This is a genomic window from uncultured Cohaesibacter sp. (assembly GCF_963556055.3).
In the GTDB taxonomy this organism is placed as follows: Bacteria; Pseudomonadota; Alphaproteobacteria; order Rhizobiales; family Cohaesibacteraceae; genus Cohaesibacter.
On sequence record NZ_CAUVYE020000012.1, the window covers coordinates 242,695 to 260,136 of the forward strand.

General features: G+C 52.6%; 18 protein-coding genes. 7 read left to right on the forward strand and 11 right to left on the reverse strand.

Features of this window, described 5'->3' with window-relative positions:
• Positions 1-181: 181 nt before the first annotated feature.
• The 3 genes from acpS to rpoZ all read right to left on the reverse strand — a co-directional run bounded on the left by acpS (position 182) and on the right by rpoZ (position 3,565).
• Positions 182-595, reverse strand: a complete 414-nt coding sequence (gene acpS / locus ACHZB8_RS07500) for a holo-ACP synthase (RefSeq protein WP_316859636.1) — start codon at positions 593-595, stop codon at positions 182-184.
• Positions 596-658: 63 nt separating this feature from the next.
• Positions 659-2,890 carry a bifunctional (p)ppGpp synthetase/guanosine-3',5'-bis(diphosphate) 3'-pyrophosphohydrolase gene (locus ACHZB8_RS07505; protein WP_316859637.1) on the reverse strand — a complete coding sequence of 744 codons (2,232 nt, stop codon included), beginning with the start codon at positions 2,888-2,890 and terminating at the stop codon, positions 659-661.
• Between the two features lie 270 nt (positions 2,891-3,160).
• The gene (rpoZ, locus tag ACHZB8_RS07510; RefSeq protein WP_316859638.1) at positions 3,161-3,565 is read right to left on the reverse strand and encodes a DNA-directed RNA polymerase subunit omega; all 405 of its coding nucleotides are present in this window, start codon (positions 3,563-3,565) and stop codon (positions 3,161-3,163) included.
• 377 nt (positions 3,566-3,942) lie between these two features.
• Here rpoZ and ACHZB8_RS07515 point away from each other — a divergent pair, with 377 nt between their 5' ends.
• A complete protein-coding gene (locus tag ACHZB8_RS07515) occupies positions 3,943-4,530 on the forward strand; it encodes an NYN domain-containing protein (RefSeq protein ID WP_316859850.1) in 588 nt (195 codons plus the stop codon).
• Positions 4,531-4,608: 78 nt separating this feature from the next.
• Here ACHZB8_RS07515 and ACHZB8_RS07520 read toward each other — a convergent pair whose 3' ends face one another.
• The 6 genes from ACHZB8_RS07520 to ACHZB8_RS07545 form a co-directional block, all read right to left on the reverse strand.
• Positions 4,609-5,655, reverse strand: coding sequence for a dipeptidase (locus ACHZB8_RS07520; protein WP_316859639.1), 1,047 nt, complete (start codon positions 5,653-5,655; stop codon positions 4,609-4,611).
• A gap of 83 nt (positions 5,656-5,738) precedes the next feature.
• Positions 5,739-6,473: a gamma-glutamyl-gamma-aminobutyrate hydrolase family protein gene (locus ACHZB8_RS07525; RefSeq protein ID WP_316859640.1), complete on the reverse strand. Its 735-nt coding sequence runs from the start codon at positions 6,471-6,473 to the stop codon at positions 5,739-5,741.
• A gap of 41 nt (positions 6,474-6,514) precedes the next feature.
• Complete coding sequence (locus ACHZB8_RS07530; RefSeq protein WP_316859641.1) at positions 6,515-6,811, reverse strand: AzlD family protein; 297 nt, start codon at positions 6,809-6,811, stop codon at positions 6,515-6,517.
• A 3-nt stretch (positions 6,812-6,814) separates the two neighbouring features.
• Positions 6,815-7,594, reverse strand: a complete 780-nt coding sequence (locus ACHZB8_RS07535; RefSeq protein ID WP_316859642.1) for an AzlC family ABC transporter permease — start codon at positions 7,592-7,594, stop codon at positions 6,815-6,817.
• 100 nt (positions 7,595-7,694) lie between these two features.
• Complete coding sequence (locus ACHZB8_RS07540) at positions 7,695-8,147, reverse strand: YtoQ family protein (protein ID WP_316859643.1); 453 nt, start codon at positions 8,145-8,147, stop codon at positions 7,695-7,697.
• Between the two features lie 83 nt (positions 8,148-8,230).
• Positions 8,231-8,641: a helix-turn-helix domain-containing protein gene (locus tag ACHZB8_RS07545; protein ID WP_316859644.1), complete on the reverse strand. Its 411-nt coding sequence runs from the start codon at positions 8,639-8,641 to the stop codon at positions 8,231-8,233.
• Positions 8,642-8,722: 81 nt separating this feature from the next.
• On the opposite strand from ACHZB8_RS07545, the gene ACHZB8_RS07550 reads away from it, so the two are divergent.
• Both ACHZB8_RS07550 and ACHZB8_RS07555 read left to right on the forward strand, forming a co-directional pair.
• Positions 8,723-9,481, forward strand: a complete 759-nt coding sequence (locus ACHZB8_RS07550) for a cation transporter (RefSeq protein ID WP_394706139.1) — start codon at positions 8,723-8,725, stop codon at positions 9,479-9,481.
• Positions 9,482-9,627: 146 nt separating this feature from the next.
• Positions 9,628-10,197 carry a hypothetical protein gene (locus ACHZB8_RS07555; RefSeq protein ID WP_316859645.1) on the forward strand — a complete coding sequence of 190 codons (570 nt, stop codon included), beginning with the start codon at positions 9,628-9,630 and terminating at the stop codon, positions 10,195-10,197.
• A 156-nt stretch (positions 10,198-10,353) separates the two neighbouring features.
• On the opposite strand, the gene ACHZB8_RS07560 is transcribed toward ACHZB8_RS07555, so the two are convergent.
• Positions 10,354-10,734 (reverse strand): hypothetical protein, encoded by a 381-nt coding sequence (locus ACHZB8_RS07560; RefSeq protein ID WP_316859646.1) that lies wholly within the window; start codon positions 10,732-10,734, stop codon positions 10,354-10,356.
• A 375-nt stretch (positions 10,735-11,109) separates the two neighbouring features.
• Between ACHZB8_RS07560 and ACHZB8_RS07565 the strand changes: the two genes are divergently transcribed.
• On the forward strand, positions 11,110-11,667 hold the full coding sequence (locus ACHZB8_RS07565; protein WP_316859647.1) for an N-acetyltransferase family protein: 558 nt from the start codon (positions 11,110-11,112) through the stop codon (positions 11,665-11,667).
• 12 nt (positions 11,668-11,679) lie between these two features.
• On the opposite strand, the gene ACHZB8_RS07570 is transcribed toward ACHZB8_RS07565, so the two are convergent.
• Complete coding sequence (locus ACHZB8_RS07570; RefSeq protein ID WP_316859648.1) at positions 11,680-11,973, reverse strand: hypothetical protein; 294 nt, start codon at positions 11,971-11,973, stop codon at positions 11,680-11,682.
• 353 nt (positions 11,974-12,326) lie between these two features.
• Here ACHZB8_RS07570 and ACHZB8_RS07575 point away from each other — a divergent pair, with 353 nt between their 5' ends.
• The 3 genes from ACHZB8_RS07575 to ACHZB8_RS07585 all read left to right on the forward strand — a co-directional run bounded on the left by ACHZB8_RS07575 (position 12,327) and on the right by ACHZB8_RS07585 (position 17,388).
• Positions 12,327-12,929 carry a PadR family transcriptional regulator gene (locus ACHZB8_RS07575; RefSeq protein WP_316859649.1) on the forward strand — a complete coding sequence of 201 codons (603 nt, stop codon included), beginning with the start codon at positions 12,327-12,329 and terminating at the stop codon, positions 12,927-12,929.
• A 113-nt stretch (positions 12,930-13,042) separates the two neighbouring features.
• Positions 13,043-14,170, forward strand: a complete 1,128-nt coding sequence (locus ACHZB8_RS07580; RefSeq protein WP_316859650.1) for an efflux RND transporter periplasmic adaptor subunit — start codon at positions 13,043-13,045, stop codon at positions 14,168-14,170.
• A complete protein-coding gene (locus ACHZB8_RS07585) occupies positions 14,170-17,388 on the forward strand; it encodes an efflux RND transporter permease subunit (protein WP_316859651.1) in 3,219 nt (1,072 codons plus the stop codon). Before ACHZB8_RS07580 ends, ACHZB8_RS07585 begins: the two co-directional genes overlap by 1 nt.
• The last annotated feature ends 54 nt before the right edge of the window (positions 17,389-17,442 follow it).

The following is a 17,442-nucleotide window of genomic DNA, read 5'->3' on the forward strand; positions in this document are numbered from 1 at the left end:
AGGCCATCGCAGGCAATCTTGCAATATCTTTCGCAAATTACCTAGATCATAGAAATGGCAATGATGTGATGACGCAGAGTAAATCAACCGATTTGCTCACGAGAAGCGGAAAACAGCCAACATGGACAGCCGAAAAGGTGCCAATTTGTGGAGATGGTGCGGCTTCTGTTCCTGATTTACCTCAGGGTGCGGGCCAGGATTCGGGGCGAGCCGAGATGATGACATAGGCTTGGGCGATCGGGTATTCGTCCGTGATGGTAAGGTCTATCTGGGCGACGAAACCTTCCGGGATCATGGAGTTGAGCCGCTCCAGCGCTCCACCTGTCAGGACCATGGTCGGTTTTCCTGTAGGAAGGTTGCTCACGCCCATATCGTGCCAGAAAACGCCGTGTGAAAGACCCGTGCCCAACGCCTTGGAGCAGGCTTCCTTGGCCGCAAATCGCTTGGCGTAGGAAGCGGCGCGCTGCGCCTTCCTCTCGGATCGAGCTGTTTCCTTCTCGGTGAAAACCCGTTTGATGAAGCGTTCACCAAAGCGTTCGAGGGTTTTCTCGATTCGACGAATGTCAATCAGGTCGTTTCCTGTTCCGATAATCATTCTTAACTTTCCAGACGGCTCGCGGGGCGGCAGCAACCAACTGATTGTCTCCGTGGAGGCTTGTCAGTTTACACGCCAGGCCTTGGATACCGTTTTCTTGCTTCTAATTTGCTGGATGATGCGATTGAGATGGTTCAGATTCCACACTGACAGGTCGATGGTCATGTCGTGAAAGTCGTTCATCTGCTGCTGCATGCGAATATTTTCAATGTTGCCATCATTCTCGGCAATGACATTGGCAATCTGGGCGAGACTGCCGGGCTCATTGAGAATACTGACTTCAATTCGAGCGGGAAAGCGCTCAGTGTTTTCCTCGTCGATATCCCAGCGAACATCGAGCCAACGATCCGGGCTGTCGTCAAACTGACTGAGAGCCGGCGAATGAATGGGATAGATAGTAACACCCTTGCCGGGCGTCAGGATTCCGACAATCCGGTCGCCTGGAACCGCTCCCCCTTCGGGTGCGAAGGTCACGGGCAAATCGCCGGAAAAGCCCCTGATCGGAATGGACGGATGGGGTTTGTTTTTCTCGGCTCTCCTGCGCCCGGTGCCGGGAATGCGGAATTTCATGGCCGAAGCATGTTTCAGGCCAAACCAGCCCTCTCCGCGTTCGCCTTCGCTTTGCGCCGCTCTCTGGTCCTGATAGTCCGGGAAGACAGCCTCGATGACCATGCGCGATTTCAACTCACCCCGCCCCACGGCAGCCAGAGCATCATCAAGCGTCTGGAAGCCAAGGCGTGACAGGGATACTTTCAATTGCTCGGGCGAATAATCCTGCTCGGCCCGTTTGAAGGCATTTTGCAGGATCTGTTCTCCGAGCGCGGCATACTGGGCACGAACCGCAGCGCGCGTCGCCTTGCGGATTGCAGCACGGGCCTTGCCTGTCACGGCAAGATTCTCCCAGGCAGCGGGCGGCGTTTGTGCCTTTGAGCAAATGATATCGACCTCGTCACCGTTATTCAGCTCGGTAACAAGTGGCATGACCGCACCGTTGATCTTGCAGCCGACACAGGTATCGCCAATGTCGGTGTGAACGGCATAGGCAAAGTCGATGGGAATTGCGCCGCGCGGCAAGGCAATCACCCGGCCTTTCGGCGTAAAACAGAAAACCTGATCCTGAAACAGTTCAAGCTTGGTATGCTCGAGAAATTCTTCTGCCGTGTTACCCGAAGACAGAAGCTCGACGGTCTGCCGCAGCCAGGAATAGGCATTGCTATCCTTTGCCAGACGTCGCAAGGACCGACCACCCTTGGTCTTGCCGGTAACATCCTTGTAAAGAGCATGGGCGGCAACCCCATATTCCGCAAACTGATGCATCTTGAATGTGCGGATCTGCAACTCCACCCGCTGGCGACCCGGACCGATGACAGTGGTATGGATCGACTGATAGTCGTTGGGCTTGGGTGTCGAAATGTAATCCTTGAAGCGACCGGGCACGCAAGGCCAGATCGTATGAACAATACCGAGCGCGTGATAGCAATCCTCGATATCATTCACCAGAACGCGAAAGCCATAGATGTCCGACAGTTGCTCAAAGCCGATATTCTGACGCTGCATTTTTCGGAAGATGGAATAGGCCCGCTTTTCCCGTCCTCTGACCGAAGCGGTGAGCCCTCTTTCGCTGAAAGTCTTCTCCAGCTCCCCTTCAATTTCGGAAATCAGGGTCTTGTTGCGCTGGCGCACCTCATCAAGCCGCGCGGAAATCGCATCATAGGCTTCGGGATTGATATATTTGAAAGAAAGCCCTTCGAGTTCTTCACGGATATCCTGCATGCCCATGCGTTCGGCGAGCGGCGCATAGATATCGATAGTCTCCTGCGCAATGCGGTGGCGCTTGTGATCGGGCACAAAATGCAATGTGCGCATATTGTGAAGTCGATCGGCGAGCTTGACGATCAACACCCGCACATCGTCGGAAATCGCCAGCAGGAGTTTGCGCAAATTCTCCGCCTGCTTAGTCCGGCGGGAAACCAGATCGAGCTGACTGATCTTGGTCAGTCCCTCCACGAGCTTGCCGATTTCCTCGCCAAACAATCGGTCCAGCTCGGCCCGCGTTGCATCTGTGTCCTCGAGCGTGTCATGCAACAAACCGGCGGCAATCGTGCCATCATCGAGCCGCAGATCCGTCAGGATGCCGGCCACTTCCAGCGGGTGCACAAAATAGGGATCGCCGGACGCGCGTTTCTGGGTACCATGCTTGCGCATGGAATAGACATAGGCTTTGTTCAGCAGTGCTTCGTCAGCATTGGGATTGTAGCTTACAACTCTTTCAACGAGCTCATACTGACGCATCATGGCGATTGTGAATCCTTGTCTAGTCTGTGCCCGAAATACCCGAACACAATCGGCTTTGAAAACCAGACCTGCAATTGATATCGAATATCAGAATAGGGGATGCCCCGTTCAAGATGCAAGGTCTATAAGGCCATGACAGCATTGTAACAAACAGGGAGTTCCCGCCCGGTTAACCGAGGGAACCGAAAAATGGCGAAAAAGCAATGGCGCCAAAGAAAAAGGCGGTCTGAAAACCGCCCTTTTCTTTGAAATCAGGTCTTGCAAGTCGGATCAATCGTCGCTGCGATCCGGTGGCACAAGGCTTTCGAGCCCGCGCAGCAGTTCTTCTTCAGACATCTGGTCAAAGACCATTTCGTTTTTCGGCTCGTTGACCACATCTTCATATTCTGTGGTTGCTGCGTCATCAGCAGTGATGAGAGCGACTTCATCCGTTTCCGGTTCATCAACCTCGACATATTTCTGAAGAGAATGAATGAGATCCTCTTTCAAATCGCCAGGGGACACCGTTTCATCGGCGATCTCGCGAAGAGCAACAACGGGGTTCTTGTCGTTGTCACGATCAACCGTAATCGATGAGCCACTTGAAATCATACGTGCGCGATGACCGGACAGCAGCACGAGCTCAAAGCGATTCTCAACTTTATCAACGCAGTCCTCAACAGTCACGCGTGCCATAGATAATCTCCTATGTGGGGGAATTTCCAACTTCAATAAAGCGAAATGACCTATTTGACAAGGGTCAACTTGCGCAAATTGTGACTTTCAAGACGTTGTTTACCAAAAGCGCAACGCAATAAGTAGCATTTATAACTAAAGAAGCTTGTGTTTTTGTTTAGTATCTGTTTTTCTCTGTGGTTATTGCGCTGAATTCTGTATAGACTAAGAATCGATTTGATTTCATGTGATTGCAATTTTCAAATTTGAATTTCTTGAAAACTTGATCTGCGAATAATTCAACTTGTCGAATTTATTTGCTCGATGTAAGAAGAATGAAACAAAGCATTCACCCAGAAATGAAATCCAACGATAAACCATATAAAAAGGGTGACTCCGTGTTTGATCCTAGAGAAAAAGTAGCGCTATTTATAGACGGGGCCAATCTGTACGCGACGACCAAGACACTTGGTTTTGATATAGACTATAAGCGGCTCCTGAGAGAATTCAGAGGAAAAGGTTATCTCCTGCGGACGTATTACTATACTGCACTGGCAGAAGATCAGGAATATTCCTCTATTCGACCATTGATCGACTGGCTGGATTATAACGGTTACCATGTTGTGACCAAACCAACCAAGGAATTTACTGATTCAACTGGTCGCCGGAAAATAAAGGGTAACATGGATATCGAATTGACGATCGATGCCATGGAACTGGTCGATCATGTCGATCACTTCGTTATTTTTTCTGGAGATGGCGATTTCAGAAAACTGGTTGAAGCTCTTCAACGGCGCGGCAGAAAAGTGAGCGTGGTTTCAACCATGTCCACCCAGCCGCCGATGATAGCCGATGAATTGCGGCGTCAGGCAGATCATTTCATTGATCTTGCCCATATCGCAGACCGGATCGGTCGGGATCCGGGCGAACGCCCTCAGCGCATGCCTGTGCAGGACGATTATGAAGATCAGGAATTCGAGGACTGATCCTTCTTGATCCCTATTGAAAAGCCCCGCCATTGTGCGGGGCTTTTTTTGTACAAATGCGAGGAGAGCCCTCCCCGCTCAGAGACCGCTTCTTTTCAGAAGCGCCAGCCAGTTCTTGTAAGCGATTTTCTCGATCAGGGTTTCGCCGAAACCTCGTTGACGCATCTGATCAATCAGTGCCTTGTTGCCAGCACAGGAGCCGATCTTTTGCGGAATGGTGGTGCCATCGAAATCCGAGCCGAGACCGACACCGTCCTCGCCCAGTTTGTCGACCAGATAGGCCAGATGATCGACCATGATATCAAGCGACATGTCGATTTTGCTCTTGTCGCCATCTTCACGCAAGAACCCGACCGAATAATTGAGGCCAACCAATCCATTCGTCTCGGCGATGGCGGCGAGCTGCTTGTCGGTCAGATTGCGGGGAGACGGACAAAGCGCATGAACGTTGGAATGGGTGGCAATCAGGGGCTTTTCGCCAATTGCGTGAATGTCCCAGAAGCCTTTCTCATTGAGATGTGAGAGATCAATGAGAATGCCCATCGCGTTGCAGCGTCGCACCAGTTCCTTGCCAAGATCGGTCAGGCCCGGGCCGGTGTCTGGAGAGCCTGGAAAGTTGAAGGGCACGCCATGGCCGAAGATGTTGCTACGACTCCAGACGGGGCCAATCGAGCGCAAGCCGGCAGCGTGCAGCACATCGAGGCTCTCGAACTCTCCGTCAATCGCTTCTGCCCCCTCAATATGGAGCAGCAATGCGATCTTGCCCTCTTTCATAGCCAGATCAACGTCATCGGAAGACAGGCAGATCTTTATGTTGGAGCCATCTTGTTGTTCAAGCCGCAAGGCACATGCCATCATGGACATGGTCACTTCAAGGGCATAGGGCTGTTCAAGAGGTTGCACCCTCGCCTGAAAATCGAGCACTTCGCCCGGTTTGGTCTTCGGCGGGACGAAGCTTGCGAAAAATCCACCGGCGAACCGGCCTTCCTTTGCCTTGGGCTGGTCGATGTGAAGCGTGTCCGACCCCTCGATGAAGGAGATCGGATTGCCTTCCTTTTGTGCCATGACCAGACGCAGGAGCGTATCATTATGGCCGTCAAAAACAGGATAGTAAGTGTCAGTCATTGGAAAGCATCTTTCTTGTTATCTGTTGTGCTGTCTATCTGTCAAACTCAGGTCTCACCAAATAAGGCCTGATGCTTTTCGCCCTATGACGCATTGGCGCCCTGGCGGAAAAAGTTGACCATCCATTGCCCAACCATATCCGCATCAACCGGATCGTTGGCATGGCTGATCGCAAAGTCGGCATCTTCTTCGCTCATCTGCTCGCCGCGCCTTTTGTGCAGCATGGTGGTGATGATGCCGCTCGATAGTTCGGGGTGCAATTGCATCGACATGCCGGACGTGCCGTAAGCGATGAAGCCATTGGGGCAGAAGTCATTGCCGCCGAGCAGACAGGCCCCATCGGGCAGCCGGGTGACCTGATCCTGATGGCTGGCCTGCAAGGAGAAATGATCCGCAGTGCCATCCATCCATTCGGGCCGTTCTTTTGGATCGATCACAAGTGCATAGTTGTGTACGGCAGCGCCCCATTTGCCGGAGGGTGCCTTTTCCACGCGTCCACCCATGGCTGTTGCCATGATCTGATGACCGAAACATATGCCGATGATCGGACGATCATTCTCTATCGCCTTGCGGATAAGCTCTTCCAGGCGAAGCATCCAGTCGAGTTGTTCATAGGCACTGTGAAGCGAGCCGGTCACAATCCAGCCGTCACACTCATATTCATTCTCGGGGAATTGCTGTTCGAAAACCTGATAGCTTGCAAAATCCAGCTTCGGGTCCTGTTTGGCAAGGAGCGCCTTGAACATGTCGTCGAAGGTGCCAAACTGCTTTATCAATTCATCAGGCAAGGGGCCTGCGACCAAGATGCCAATCTTCATGGGGCACATGTTATCCGTCAAATATGGGGTTTGTGGCGAGGCTAACCAGTTAGCTGCCGAAGGACGATAAGGGACAAGGTTCCGATCACTACCATCCATATAATGGAAACACGCAGTCCTGCAAGAACAGCGATGACAAAGGCAGCCCATTCGTTGGGTCCGCCCTCCAACACGGCAGGAGCAACCAGAGTTGTCAACACCGCAGCAGGAACTGCGTCCAGTCCTGCCTGAACACGGGGATGAACGCGCTCGAACCGGGTAAGAACCAGATGCCCGCCAATACGGGTGAGATAGGTCACAATCGCGCCGCCAAGGATGACGATCAATGCCGTGGACATGTTTCATCCCCCTCCTGTTTGCGGCTTGCGCTGGCCTTCTGCGCTCTCGAAGTCTTCCGGCTCCTTGTCTTTGCCCGAAGGCGAGAACAGAACCGCAAGCAAGATGCCTGCCGCGGCGCCTATGGAAACATGCCAGGGGGAACCAATGGTCTCGCTGGCAAGAATCGAGGTTGCCGCGCTTACAACAACCACCGGCAGCCAGAAGGATCTTCTCCTGAAGCCCATTAACAGACCCATGAAATAGATAGGCAGCATGAAATCTATGCCCCAGATGTGGGAGTCTTCGAGAAAGTTACCCAGTATGGCACCAAGCCAGGTCAACCCGACCCAACCAACATAAACAATGAAGGATAGGCCCATATACCATGAAAACTGTATGTCCTCGCCCTGCTCCACGCGGCGTTCCGTCTCGGCATATGAAGGATCGACCAGAAAAAAGAAGCCGATTGCCTGCCTCAGCCAGGACCAATGCCTGATATGTCTGCCTACGGACGCAGAGTAAAGAATGTGTCTGAAATTGACCGCAAAGATCGAGAGCACAATGATCCATGCCGGGATATGCTGTCCGAACAGATTCAGGCCGACCAACTGACTGGCACCGGCGAAGATCGTCGCGCTCATCAGAACCGTCTCGGTGACATTCATCCCCGCATCGATCGACAGGGCACCGAAAAGCGCACCAAACGGGCCCGCAGTAAGAATAACGGGAAGCCCTCTCCTCATTCCTTCCAGGAAAAGGAGGCGCGGGGTCATACTGTCATCGGGTAATCTTTTTCCAGCCATGAGCCTATCTATAGGGTAAAGTCTTTCATTCGTCCTATCAATTGTTTTCAAGGACCCATAATACGAAATGATCTGACAGTGTCAGGGTTGGGCTCGCGTATCAGGCGAGTTTGGCTTCTATCACATAGCGCAGGATGGCGACCACCTGCTCCGGTGTCTGCGTTACAGCCAGGGCAGCAGCGTCCACTTCCTTAAGGGCGTGCTGATGTGCATCGCCATGCATGACGATCATTGGTTTGCCAAGGGCTGCTGCAAAACCGGCATCAAAGGCAGCATTCCACTGTTTGTATTTTTCACCGAATCGCACCACGACGATGTCGGCTTTTTCCATCAGGGTTCGGGTGCGAATGGCGTTAAGCTGTGCGCCCTTGTGGTCATGCCAGAATTTATTTTCTTCGCCTCCCAGAATGGTCACACCACAATCGTCGGATGCCTCATGGTCGGTGACGGGGGCAAAAAAAGTGACCGGCAGATTTGCGGCCCTGGCGCCTTGCTCGATCTGTTCGCGCCAATCCGTATGGATTTCGCCAGAAAGATAAATATTCCAATTCATAAAACTCAGTCCCTATCTGCTTTGCAGGTTGTTGCACCAATGAGCCAAGTGGCGTTTGCAGTCGGCTCTCTTCTCCTGCCCTATCAATGCTCGTTCAGGCAGTGGCTGTGATCGGCAAGACTTTCGATCACGGCACAATGGGCCACCGTTGTGCCATCACATGATGACATGCGCTCAAGTTCCATTTCGAGGCGCTTAAGCTTTGCGATTCGAAACCGCACATCATCCAGATGACGCGACAGGATTTCATCGGCAACCTTGCACGGCTTCTCCGTTTGCTCTTTCAATGACAGCAGAGAGCGGATGTCATCAAGGGAAAAACCGAGATCGCGGGCATGCTTGATGAAGGCCAGTCGCTTGAGGCCGTCCGGCTCATAGCGTCTCTGATTGCCCTCGCTCCTGACGGCGGGCTCTATCAGACCGATCTGTTCATAATAGCGGATGGTCGGCACCTTGACGCCACTCGATTTTGAAAGATCTCCGATCGACAGCATGATTTTTTCCTTGAAGCTATAGTCACTAGAGCAATTATAGTTCCAAGCGTCCTCAATTTTCCAGCCCATATCGAGAAAAGAATGCTTGATAAACCTCTCCCCAACGACCCCACCCATTCAGAAGGATGCTGTTCCTCCTCAAACGCCACGACCACACATACACATTGTCATGGGCACGACCATCACGGTCATGGTCATAGCCACGGTTCTGACCCCTCGACTGTGACGTGCGGTTGCTCAGGCAATCCCGTATTTGACGGTATGGAGCAGCGCTATCGCCGCGTGCTTCTGTTTGTCATTCTGATCAATGGCGCCATGTTCGTGGTTGAAATGCTTGCCGGTCGACTTGCAGGATCACAGGCGCTACAGGCGGATGCTCTGGATTTCCTCGGCGACTTCGTGACGTATGGCATGAGCCTTGCCGTCATCGGAATGAGTCTCAGGATTCGCACCACCGCAGCGCTCGTCAAGGGCTTCAGCCTGCTCGCCATGGGGCTCTGGATTTTCGGCACGACACTCTATCAAATCCTGTATCTGGATGTACCGCGCGCAGAGGTGATGGGGCTCGTCGGGCTTCTCGCGCTGACGACCAATCTGGCGTCTGTTCTGCTCCTGGCACGCTACCGCGATGGCGACGCCAATGTCCGCTCGGTCTGGCTTTGCTCGCGCAATGATGCGATTGGCAATATTGCGGTCATGGGCGCGAGCGTTATCGTCCACTATGGCGGCTCGGCCTGGCCCGACATTATCGTTGCACTGGTCATGGCAGGGCTGTTTTTGCGTTCGGCTCAGCTCATCATCATGCAATCGCGGCGGGAGTTTTGTCAGATCAATCCATAATGCGCCGATTTTTGCGGGAAATATTTGCCTAAATTCCGAAAAACTGTATATCCTCAGATAGATTTGTGGCAGGCAAGTCTATAGAAGATCGTGCTAGACACTCTTCATAACAAGAACAGACTCTCGGAGCTGGAAGGATCGGATCGATGCGTTTTTTGAAATCGCTCGTACTTTTATTGGCTGTTTCAATTTTCCCTCTTCAGGGCCATGCGGGTGAATTCGCAGATCGCATGTTGAAGGCAGAAACACTTCTGACGTCAGGCCAGGCCAAAACCGCCTTTGCTGAGCTGGATGCCATCGTAGACGACATCTGGACCCGCTCCCCGATGTTTGTACGCCAGGCCACCTTTGTCAGCGAGATCAATGGGTATGGCGACTACAAAGAAAGACCGGCCGTCTTCAAACCCGATGAAGCCCATATGATCTATGTCGAACCTGTGGCCTTTGGTTACGGCAAAATGGATGACGGCAAGAATGTCGCAAGTTGGGGGGTCGATTACTCACTGACCGGCCCGGCGGGAAGCACTCTGTTCGAAAAGGAAGATTTCGTTGAGCTTGGCGTTCCGCTTGCTGGCCACAACAGAGAAGTTCACCTGAAGCTCACAATCAATCTTTCTGGCCTGAAACCGGGAAGCTATGTTTCGAACTTCCTTCTCAAAGACAAGAATTCGGAAAAGACAACAAACTTTTCCCTGCCTTTCGACATCGTCGAATGAAGCTGACATCAAAAGCCATTCATAGCCGGGTTCAGGCAATTGAGCCCGGCTTTGTCATGCAAGGCGTCCACTGATCACCTGGCCCTGGTCATCTGGCCCTTGGTGCCTGGTATCTGGCGCCTTTCGTCCGTTCAGACAGACACAATCGTGATGGTGCTATTCAGAAAGAGTGGGGCGAAGGCTCGCGGTTCTGATTGCCTCCGGCATATTGAGCCTGATGACGTCGTTGCCCATCGCTGTCATCTTTCGCGAAACCATCTGGAACATGATGTCAGTTCCCATTGATGTGACGGACAGCGCACCTGCAAGAATGATGACATAGAGACAAAGCTGAAGCGCCACACGTCTCATATGGTGTGCCATGCGCCTTACCAGAGCCTTACGCGCTTTCCGATTGTTCGACCAGCGCATTGCAATGACCATGGACGCTTTTGAGACGCTCTTTTTGAAAAAGGCCTTTGCAGCAATAACCCGTGCGGTCACATCTTCCTTGTCAAACCAGACCTGTACCCGCTCAAACTCTTTTTCAATCATCATTGCCCCCAGTCGCTTTTTTTTGTTTGGCGTACTTGATCCCCGCTCTCTGAAAGGTTCGCAGGTTGAACAGGTGTGATGATTGCAAGAAAGGCTGTTTCAAGCCTAAACGGAGTGGAGTTTGCGGCATTTATCGCCGCGTTTTCGCTTTCAGGGTTTTTATTCGGTAAAGAGGCGAGGCCAAATCTTTCCTATTCGTTTCAATGTTGTTCATATTGACTGATCTGGCGGGAGTGTTGGTTAATCAACCCTTCCGATGATCAGACCGCAACAGATCCTGTCACCATATTGGGGGCACGCAGTCACATTGAATTGACATTGTATGGCAATTGAAATCTACTTCAGATCCTCTCGGCAATTCCGTTTCAGGTCCATTCCATGACACAAGACATCAATTCTGCCGGCACCCCAATTCCGGGCAAGATCGACATTTCGTGCCGCGCACTCACCGATGCTGACAGCTCGGACATCATGAGAATTTACGCACAAGGCATAAGAACCGGGAACTCCACCTTCGCAGATCAGGTCCCTTCATGGGAAGACTGGGACAAGGCCCACTTGAAACCATGCCGCATTGGTGCTGTAGCCGGAGGAAAGCTTGTCGGTTGGGCTGTTCTCAGCCCCTATTCCCAGCGCCAAGTGTATCGCGGCATTGCCGAGCTTTCCCTTTATGTCGATCAGGAGATGAACGGCATGGGCATCGGCACAAAGCTGATGCAAGATCTTGTTCAGACGTCTGAGAAGGCCGGGATCTGGACCCTTGAAGCTCGCATTTTCCCGGAAAACAAGACCAGTATTCACCTGCATGAGAAATTCGGCTTTCGCTATGTCGGCATGAGGGAAAAGATTGGCAAGATGCCGTGTGGACCCTTCAAGGGACAATGGCGCAATGTGACCCTTTACGAGAGGCGGAGCCAACTGACAGGCCTTGATTGACGAAAGACCAGATCATTTGTCATCTTTGGGCAGGCTCATGACCGCCGCCCCCATCGCCACGCTGCAAATCGTGATCAACAGCCCGAAAAACAGCAGGGCCATCGGGATCAGCGGGTTCTCGCTGTTGAAAATCAAATCCTTCAGGCCCGCAGCGTTGGTGGCAAGCAGGCCGAAAAAAATCAGAATGGTTGTCGCAAACCCGATCAGCCAATTGATCGCGAGCAATCTGATCAGGGGATTCCCAAACACCCCTTTGATCCCCTTTTCCTGACGTCTGGAGGGAGGAACGAGATCGGATATCGGCATGGCAAGCGTTCCATTTCAAAAGAGGGTCAAGGTGGCCGTGACTTTGTGATCATCTTCTGTCAATCGCAAGATTCGGACGATGACATTTCATCAAAGCAGCCGTTTCCTCTTATCCGCATTCAGTCGACTGGTTTCAATTGCTTAAAAGTATAAGCATTCTTCCAGATCTGCAAACGGTTGAATCTTGATACTTTTTACAAGATATCAACCAAGCATATTCTTGTTTGATATATTTTCTGGACAAATATATCAAACAAGAATATATACTTTCGGTGTAAGCAAGTCGGGACAGACCTGTTTGTCTCGCGCGTTTGGCAAGTTTTCCAAAATCAGAAATTTGGACCAGAATCGACATGAATGTTCGCAGCATTTGTCTGGCTGTTTTGTTTTGCTCTGACAGAACCGGCTATGACATTCGGAAAATATCGACGGAAGGCATTTTCAGCTTTTTCATTGAGGCGTCCTACGGGTCAATTTACCCAGCGCTCAACAAGCTTGAAGAGGAAGGTCTTGTGACCTGTCGACATGAGGCACTGGAAGGAAAGCCCGCCCGCAAGATCTATTCGATCACGGATGATGGTCGAGCCGCCTTTGCCAGCGAACTTTTTTTGCCGCACAGACAAGATATTTTCAGGTCCGAGTTCCTACTTATAGCAATCTTTTCCCGACTTGTTGGGCCTGATGTGATCTCAAGTGCCATTCATAGGCAAATAGAGTTTAGCAAACAGGAACTTGACCAAATTTCTTCATGTGGTGACTCAGATGAGGATACGTGCGATGGTGAGTGGTCACAAGAGATGACCGACCTCGACAGACAAGCCGCTCAATGGGCGCAGAATTATGGCCTCTATTGTGTTCAGGCAAGCATTGACTATCTGAATGAGCATGGTGGGGATTTGATTGAGATAGCCCGCAAGGGCCACGTCGGTTTCAACAAATCCAGCGAGCTACAATAGTCATTATTATTTTTTGTTCTTCGGCGCAGCTCCTCCTGAAAGACATGCGCTGCGGGTTACGCAATTTGGGGACCACCACTTGGCTGAGTGAGTGGGAGTGAAAGGGTTTAGTCATGGGTTTGCGCATCAAGGGATCGTATGGCCTTGCCTTACTGGTTACCGCCGGCATCGTGGGTTGGATGTCGACAGGAACAACCGTATTCAGTGGACAGGAAACCGAGGGCACGACCCCTCCTCCTGCCTTGAGAGACAAATCACAACAAGGGGCCGCTTTCCGAGTCGCGGTCGAAAGCTTTACTGCACGCCCTCGTCAGTCCAGCCTGACCATACGCGGACGGACACAGGCAGATACCAAAGTGACGGTGAGAGCTGAAACATCGGCAATCGTGCGCGCCAGACATGTCGAAAAGGGTCAATGGGTCCACAAGGGGGATCTGCTTTGCGAACTCGATGTCGGATCGCGTGCAGCCAACGTGGCCAAGGCGGAAGCCGCCTTGAAACAGGCCGAGTTTGATCTCAACGCCAAGGAGACCCTCGCCAAGAAAGGCTTTGCTTCAGAGACACAGCTTGCCTCGCTGCGAGCCTCCAAAGATGCCTCCGTTGCTGCGCTCAAGGAAGCCAGACTTGAACTGGAGCGGATCAAGATCGAAGCACCAATCGATGGACTGGTTTATAGCGATCCTGCTGAAGTCGGTGATCAATTGAGCAGCGGCAGCGCTTGTGCCGTGCTGATGGATCCGGACCCGATGCTGATCATCGGCCAGGTATCCGAGCGTGATGTCGCCAAGGTCGAAGTCGGATCGAGAGCAGCCGTTTCGCTTGTTACGGGCGAGAAGATATCGGGAAAGGTGCGGTTCGTGAGTTCAGTATCCGACACCGAAACCCGGACATTCCTTGTCGAGGTGCAGATTCCGAATCCCGATCGTTCCTTGCGCGATGGTGTGACGGCGCTGGCCGACCTTGAATTGCCCACGATCATGGCGCACTTGATGAGCCCGGCCTATCTGACACTCTCCGATGAAGGCCTGATCGGTGTCATGCGCGTGGTCGATGACAAGGCCCAGTTCACGCCCGTTACAATCATCGCCAACGATGGCAAAGGCGTCTGGGTCACAGGATTGCCCGATACTGCCAACGTTGTCACCATCGGTCAGGAATATATCAAGACGGGTCAGCCTGTCGTTGCTGTTGAGACGATCGATGGCAAACTTGCACAAACCGGCAGCGGGGGACAAAACTGATGCAAAGCCTGCTCGAACCGCTCCTGCGGTCACGAAGGATCGTCATGACCATGATGTGCGTCCTGCTTCTGGGCGGCATCATGAGTTATATCAGTGTGCCGAAAGAGGCCAGTCCGGATATCGATATCCCGATCTTCTATGTCTCGATCACTCAACAGGGCATTTCACCTGAAGACGCTTCCCGACTTTTGGTCAAGCCTCTAGAGAACAAGTTGCAAAGCCTTGACGGGCTCAAGGAAATGACAGGCAACGCCTCATCTGGCTATGCCGGTGTTCTGCTTGAATTTGATGTCGATTTCAACAAGGAAGCGGCGCTGGCAGACGTCAGGGACAAGGTCGATCAGGCAAAGGCGGAAATGCCAGAAGATGCCGACGAGCCGACCATTTACGAGATGAACATGTCTCAGCAGCCGACAATCTATGTCACGCTGTCCGGCGATGTTCCCGAACGCACGCTTTATCAGCATGCCCGCCAGCTCAAGGACGAGATCGAAGGCATTTCTTCCGTTCTTGAGGCCAATCTGTCGGGCAACCGGGAAGAAGTCCTGGTGGTTGAAATCGATCAGTTGCGCCTTGAGTCCTTCAATGTCACGCAGTCGGAACTGGTTTCCGCCGTTACGCTCAACAACCAGCTCGTTCCTGCCGGTTTTCTCGACAATGGCAAAGGCCGTTTCAACCTCAAGGTTCCCGGCCTGATCGAAACGGCTGAGGATGTCTATTCCATTCCCATCAAGCAAAATGGCGAAGGGGTGGTCACGCTTGGCGACATCGCGACCATCAAGCGGACGTTCAAGGATCCGACCACGATCACCCGTGTCAACGGCAACACCGCGATTACTGTCGAGATCTCAAAACGACTCGGCACCAACATCATCGAAAACAATGATGCGGTTCGCGAGGTTGTGAAATCCGTCACGGCAGACTGGAACCCGGCCATTCATGTCAGCTTCCTGCTTGATCAGGCAGAGCCTGTGAACGACACGCTCGGATCGCTCGAGTCCTCGATCATGACCGCCATTGCGCTTGTGATGATGCTGGTGCTTGCCTCCCTCGGTTTCCGTTCGGCCATGATGATCGGGATTGCCATTCCCACATCTTTCATGACGGGGTTCCTCATTCTCTCGGCGCTGGGCATGACACTCAACACCATGGTGATGTATGGCCTCGTGCTTACGGTGGGGATGCTGGTTGATGGCGGCATCGTGATTGTTGAATATGCCGACCGCAAGGTGGCAGAAGGCATGTCGCGTCAGGAAGCCTATATACGGGCGGCCAAGTTGATGTTCTGGCCTATTGCCTCCTCAACAGGGACGACGCTCGCCGCTTTTCTGCCCATGCTTCTATGGCCCGGCATCATTGGCGAATTCATGAGCTACCTGCCGATCACCGTGATCATCGTATTAAGCTCGGCGCTTCTGACGGCAATGGTGTTCCTGCCGGTCATCGGCGGCATGATCGGCAAGAAGACTGCGACACAGGACGAAATTGACAATGCGGTGCATCTGTCGGGTGGACACAAATTCGATCCAAAGGAAGTCACCGGCTTCACAGGTCTTTATGCACGCTTTCTGCATTTGATTGTGCGCCATCCGCTGGGCAATATTCTGGCGCTTGTTGGTGTTGCCGCAGTCATGTTCGCCATTGTCAGTCCGTTCTTCATGGGCAGAGAGTTCAAGGCAGAACTGTTTGTCAATGAAGAGCCGCGCTATGCCAATATCTATGTATCTGCAAGGGGCAACATGTCGGCACAGGAAAGCCGGGGTATCGTTGCGCAGGTCGAACATGAGGTCCTTTCGGTGAAGGGCGTCAAGGATGTTGTCGCGGTCTCAAACCCATCGGGCACCAGTTCCGGAGGTCAGGGGTTGGGGTCGGACAGTAACAAACCTTCCGATGCCATCGGGTCGATCGCCCTTGAACTGACGGATTTCTGCTGTCGCAGACCGGCTGAAGAAATTTTCGCCGAAATCCGAAACCGGACAGAAAAATTCCCCGGCATTTTCGTCTCGGTCGCAAAGACCGAAGAGGGACCTCCAACCGGCAAGGACATCAACCTGGAAATCACTTCCAACAACTACGATCAGGTCAAACAGATTACCGGTATCGTGCGCAAGCATGTCGATACAGTCTCAAATCTGGTTGATATTGAAGACGGGCGTCCCCTGCCCGGCATCGAATGGGAGTTGAAGGTCGACCGCGAACAGGCCGGGCGTTACAATGCGTCCATCTCGCAAGTCGGCTCGATGATCCAGCTGATCACCAATGGTATCGTTATTGGCAATTATCGCCCCGACGATTCCGACGATGAAGTCGACATCCGTGTGCGCCTGCCGGAAGATCAGCGCAATCTCGACCATCTGGACGATCTGAAGATCCTGACAAGCAACGGCCTTGTTCCGATCAGCAACTTTGTTCATGTCGAGGCCAAGCAGGAAGTCTCTTCGATCCGGCGCAAGGATGGCTTTTTCGTCATGGCCGTCAAGGCGACGGTCGACCAGAGCGATGGCACAACGGTTGACTCCAAGGTGCGTGAGATCGACAGTTGGGTCAAGGCTCAGGAATGGCCGAAAGGCGTGACCTTCAAATTCCGCGGAGCGGATGAAGATCAGAAAGAGTCTGGCGAGTTCCTTGGCAAGGCAGCAATTGCTGCTCTGTTCATCATGGCGATGATCCTGATTACGCAGTTCAACAGTTTCTATCAGACGTTCCTGACGCTGATGACCGTTGTCTTCTCGATCTTCGGGGTGATCCTGGGCATTGTCGTGACGGGTCAGACCTTCTCGATCATCATGACCGGCACGGGCGTTATGGCTCTGGCGGGGATCGTGGTGAACAACGCGATCGTTCTGATCGACACCTATAACCGGTTCCGGTCCGAGGGTGTCGAGGTGGTCGAATCCGTCGTAAAGACGGCGGCTCAGAGGATCCGTCCCATCCTTCTGACGACCGTAACAACGATTGCGGGTCTCATTCCGATGGCGACAGGGATCAATCTCGATTTCTTCAATCGCGTCATCGCGGTTGGATCGATCACCGCCGGATGGTGGATACAGCTCTCGACCGCCGTTATTGCGGGCCTTGGCTTCTCGACCATTCTGACCCTGATCCTCATCCCCGTTCTACTGGCCATGCCAACGGTGACGATCAAGCCGATCATCAATGGCATCCGGAGACTTTTCATTCGCAGAAAGGGCAAACCAGTCGTTCATGCTGCTGAATAGCGGTGATATAACAGACCAATCGAGCCTGCCTTGGAAACAAGGCGGGCTTTTTTG

Excerpts from the sequence above, each read along its gene's own strand:
- acpS (WP_316859636.1), bottom strand. The coding sequence starts at position 595 with ATGATTATCGGAACAGGAAACGACCTGATTGACATTCGTCGAATCGAG.
- ACHZB8_RS07505 (WP_316859637.1), bottom strand. The coding sequence starts at position 2,890 with ATGATGCGTCAGTATGAGCTCGTTGAAAGAGTTGTAAGCTACAATCCC.
- rpoZ (WP_316859638.1), bottom strand. The coding sequence starts at position 3,565 with ATGGCACGCGTGACTGTTGAGGACTGCGTTGATAAAGTTGAGAATCGC.
- ACHZB8_RS07520 (WP_316859639.1), bottom strand. The coding sequence starts at position 5,655 with ATGACTGACACTTACTATCCTGTTTTTGACGGCCATAATGATACGCTC.
- ACHZB8_RS07525 (WP_316859640.1), bottom strand. The coding sequence starts at position 6,473 with ATGAAGATTGGCATCTTGGTCGCAGGCCCCTTGCCTGATGAATTGATA.
- ACHZB8_RS07530 (WP_316859641.1), bottom strand. The coding sequence starts at position 6,811 with ATGTCCACGGCATTGATCGTCATCCTTGGCGGCGCGATTGTGACCTAT.
- ACHZB8_RS07535 (WP_316859642.1), bottom strand. The coding sequence starts at position 7,594 with ATGGCTGGAAAAAGATTACCCGATGACAGTATGACCCCGCGCCTCCTT.
- ACHZB8_RS07540 (WP_316859643.1), bottom strand. The coding sequence starts at position 8,147 with ATGAATTGGAATATTTATCTTTCTGGCGAAATCCATACGGATTGGCGC.
- ACHZB8_RS07545 (WP_316859644.1), bottom strand. The coding sequence starts at position 8,641 with ATGCTGTCGATCGGAGATCTTTCAAAATCGAGTGGCGTCAAGGTGCCG.
- ACHZB8_RS07550 (WP_394706139.1), top strand. The coding sequence starts at position 8,723 with ATGCTTGATAAACCTCTCCCCAACGACCCCACCCATTCAGAAGGATGC.
- ACHZB8_RS07555 (WP_316859645.1), top strand. The coding sequence starts at position 9,628 with ATGCGTTTTTTGAAATCGCTCGTACTTTTATTGGCTGTTTCAATTTTC.
- ACHZB8_RS07560 (WP_316859646.1), bottom strand. The coding sequence starts at position 10,734 with ATGATGATTGAAAAAGAGTTTGAGCGGGTACAGGTCTGGTTTGACAAG.
- ACHZB8_RS07565 (WP_316859647.1), top strand. The coding sequence starts at position 11,110 with ATGACACAAGACATCAATTCTGCCGGCACCCCAATTCCGGGCAAGATC.
- ACHZB8_RS07570 (WP_316859648.1), bottom strand. The coding sequence starts at position 11,973 with ATGCCGATATCCGATCTCGTTCCTCCCTCCAGACGTCAGGAAAAGGGG.
- ACHZB8_RS07575 (WP_316859649.1), top strand. The coding sequence starts at position 12,327 with ATGAATGTTCGCAGCATTTGTCTGGCTGTTTTGTTTTGCTCTGACAGA.
- ACHZB8_RS07580 (WP_316859650.1), top strand. The coding sequence starts at position 13,043 with ATGGGTTTGCGCATCAAGGGATCGTATGGCCTTGCCTTACTGGTTACC.
- ACHZB8_RS07585 (WP_316859651.1), top strand. The coding sequence starts at position 14,170 with ATGCAAAGCCTGCTCGAACCGCTCCTGCGGTCACGAAGGATCGTCATG.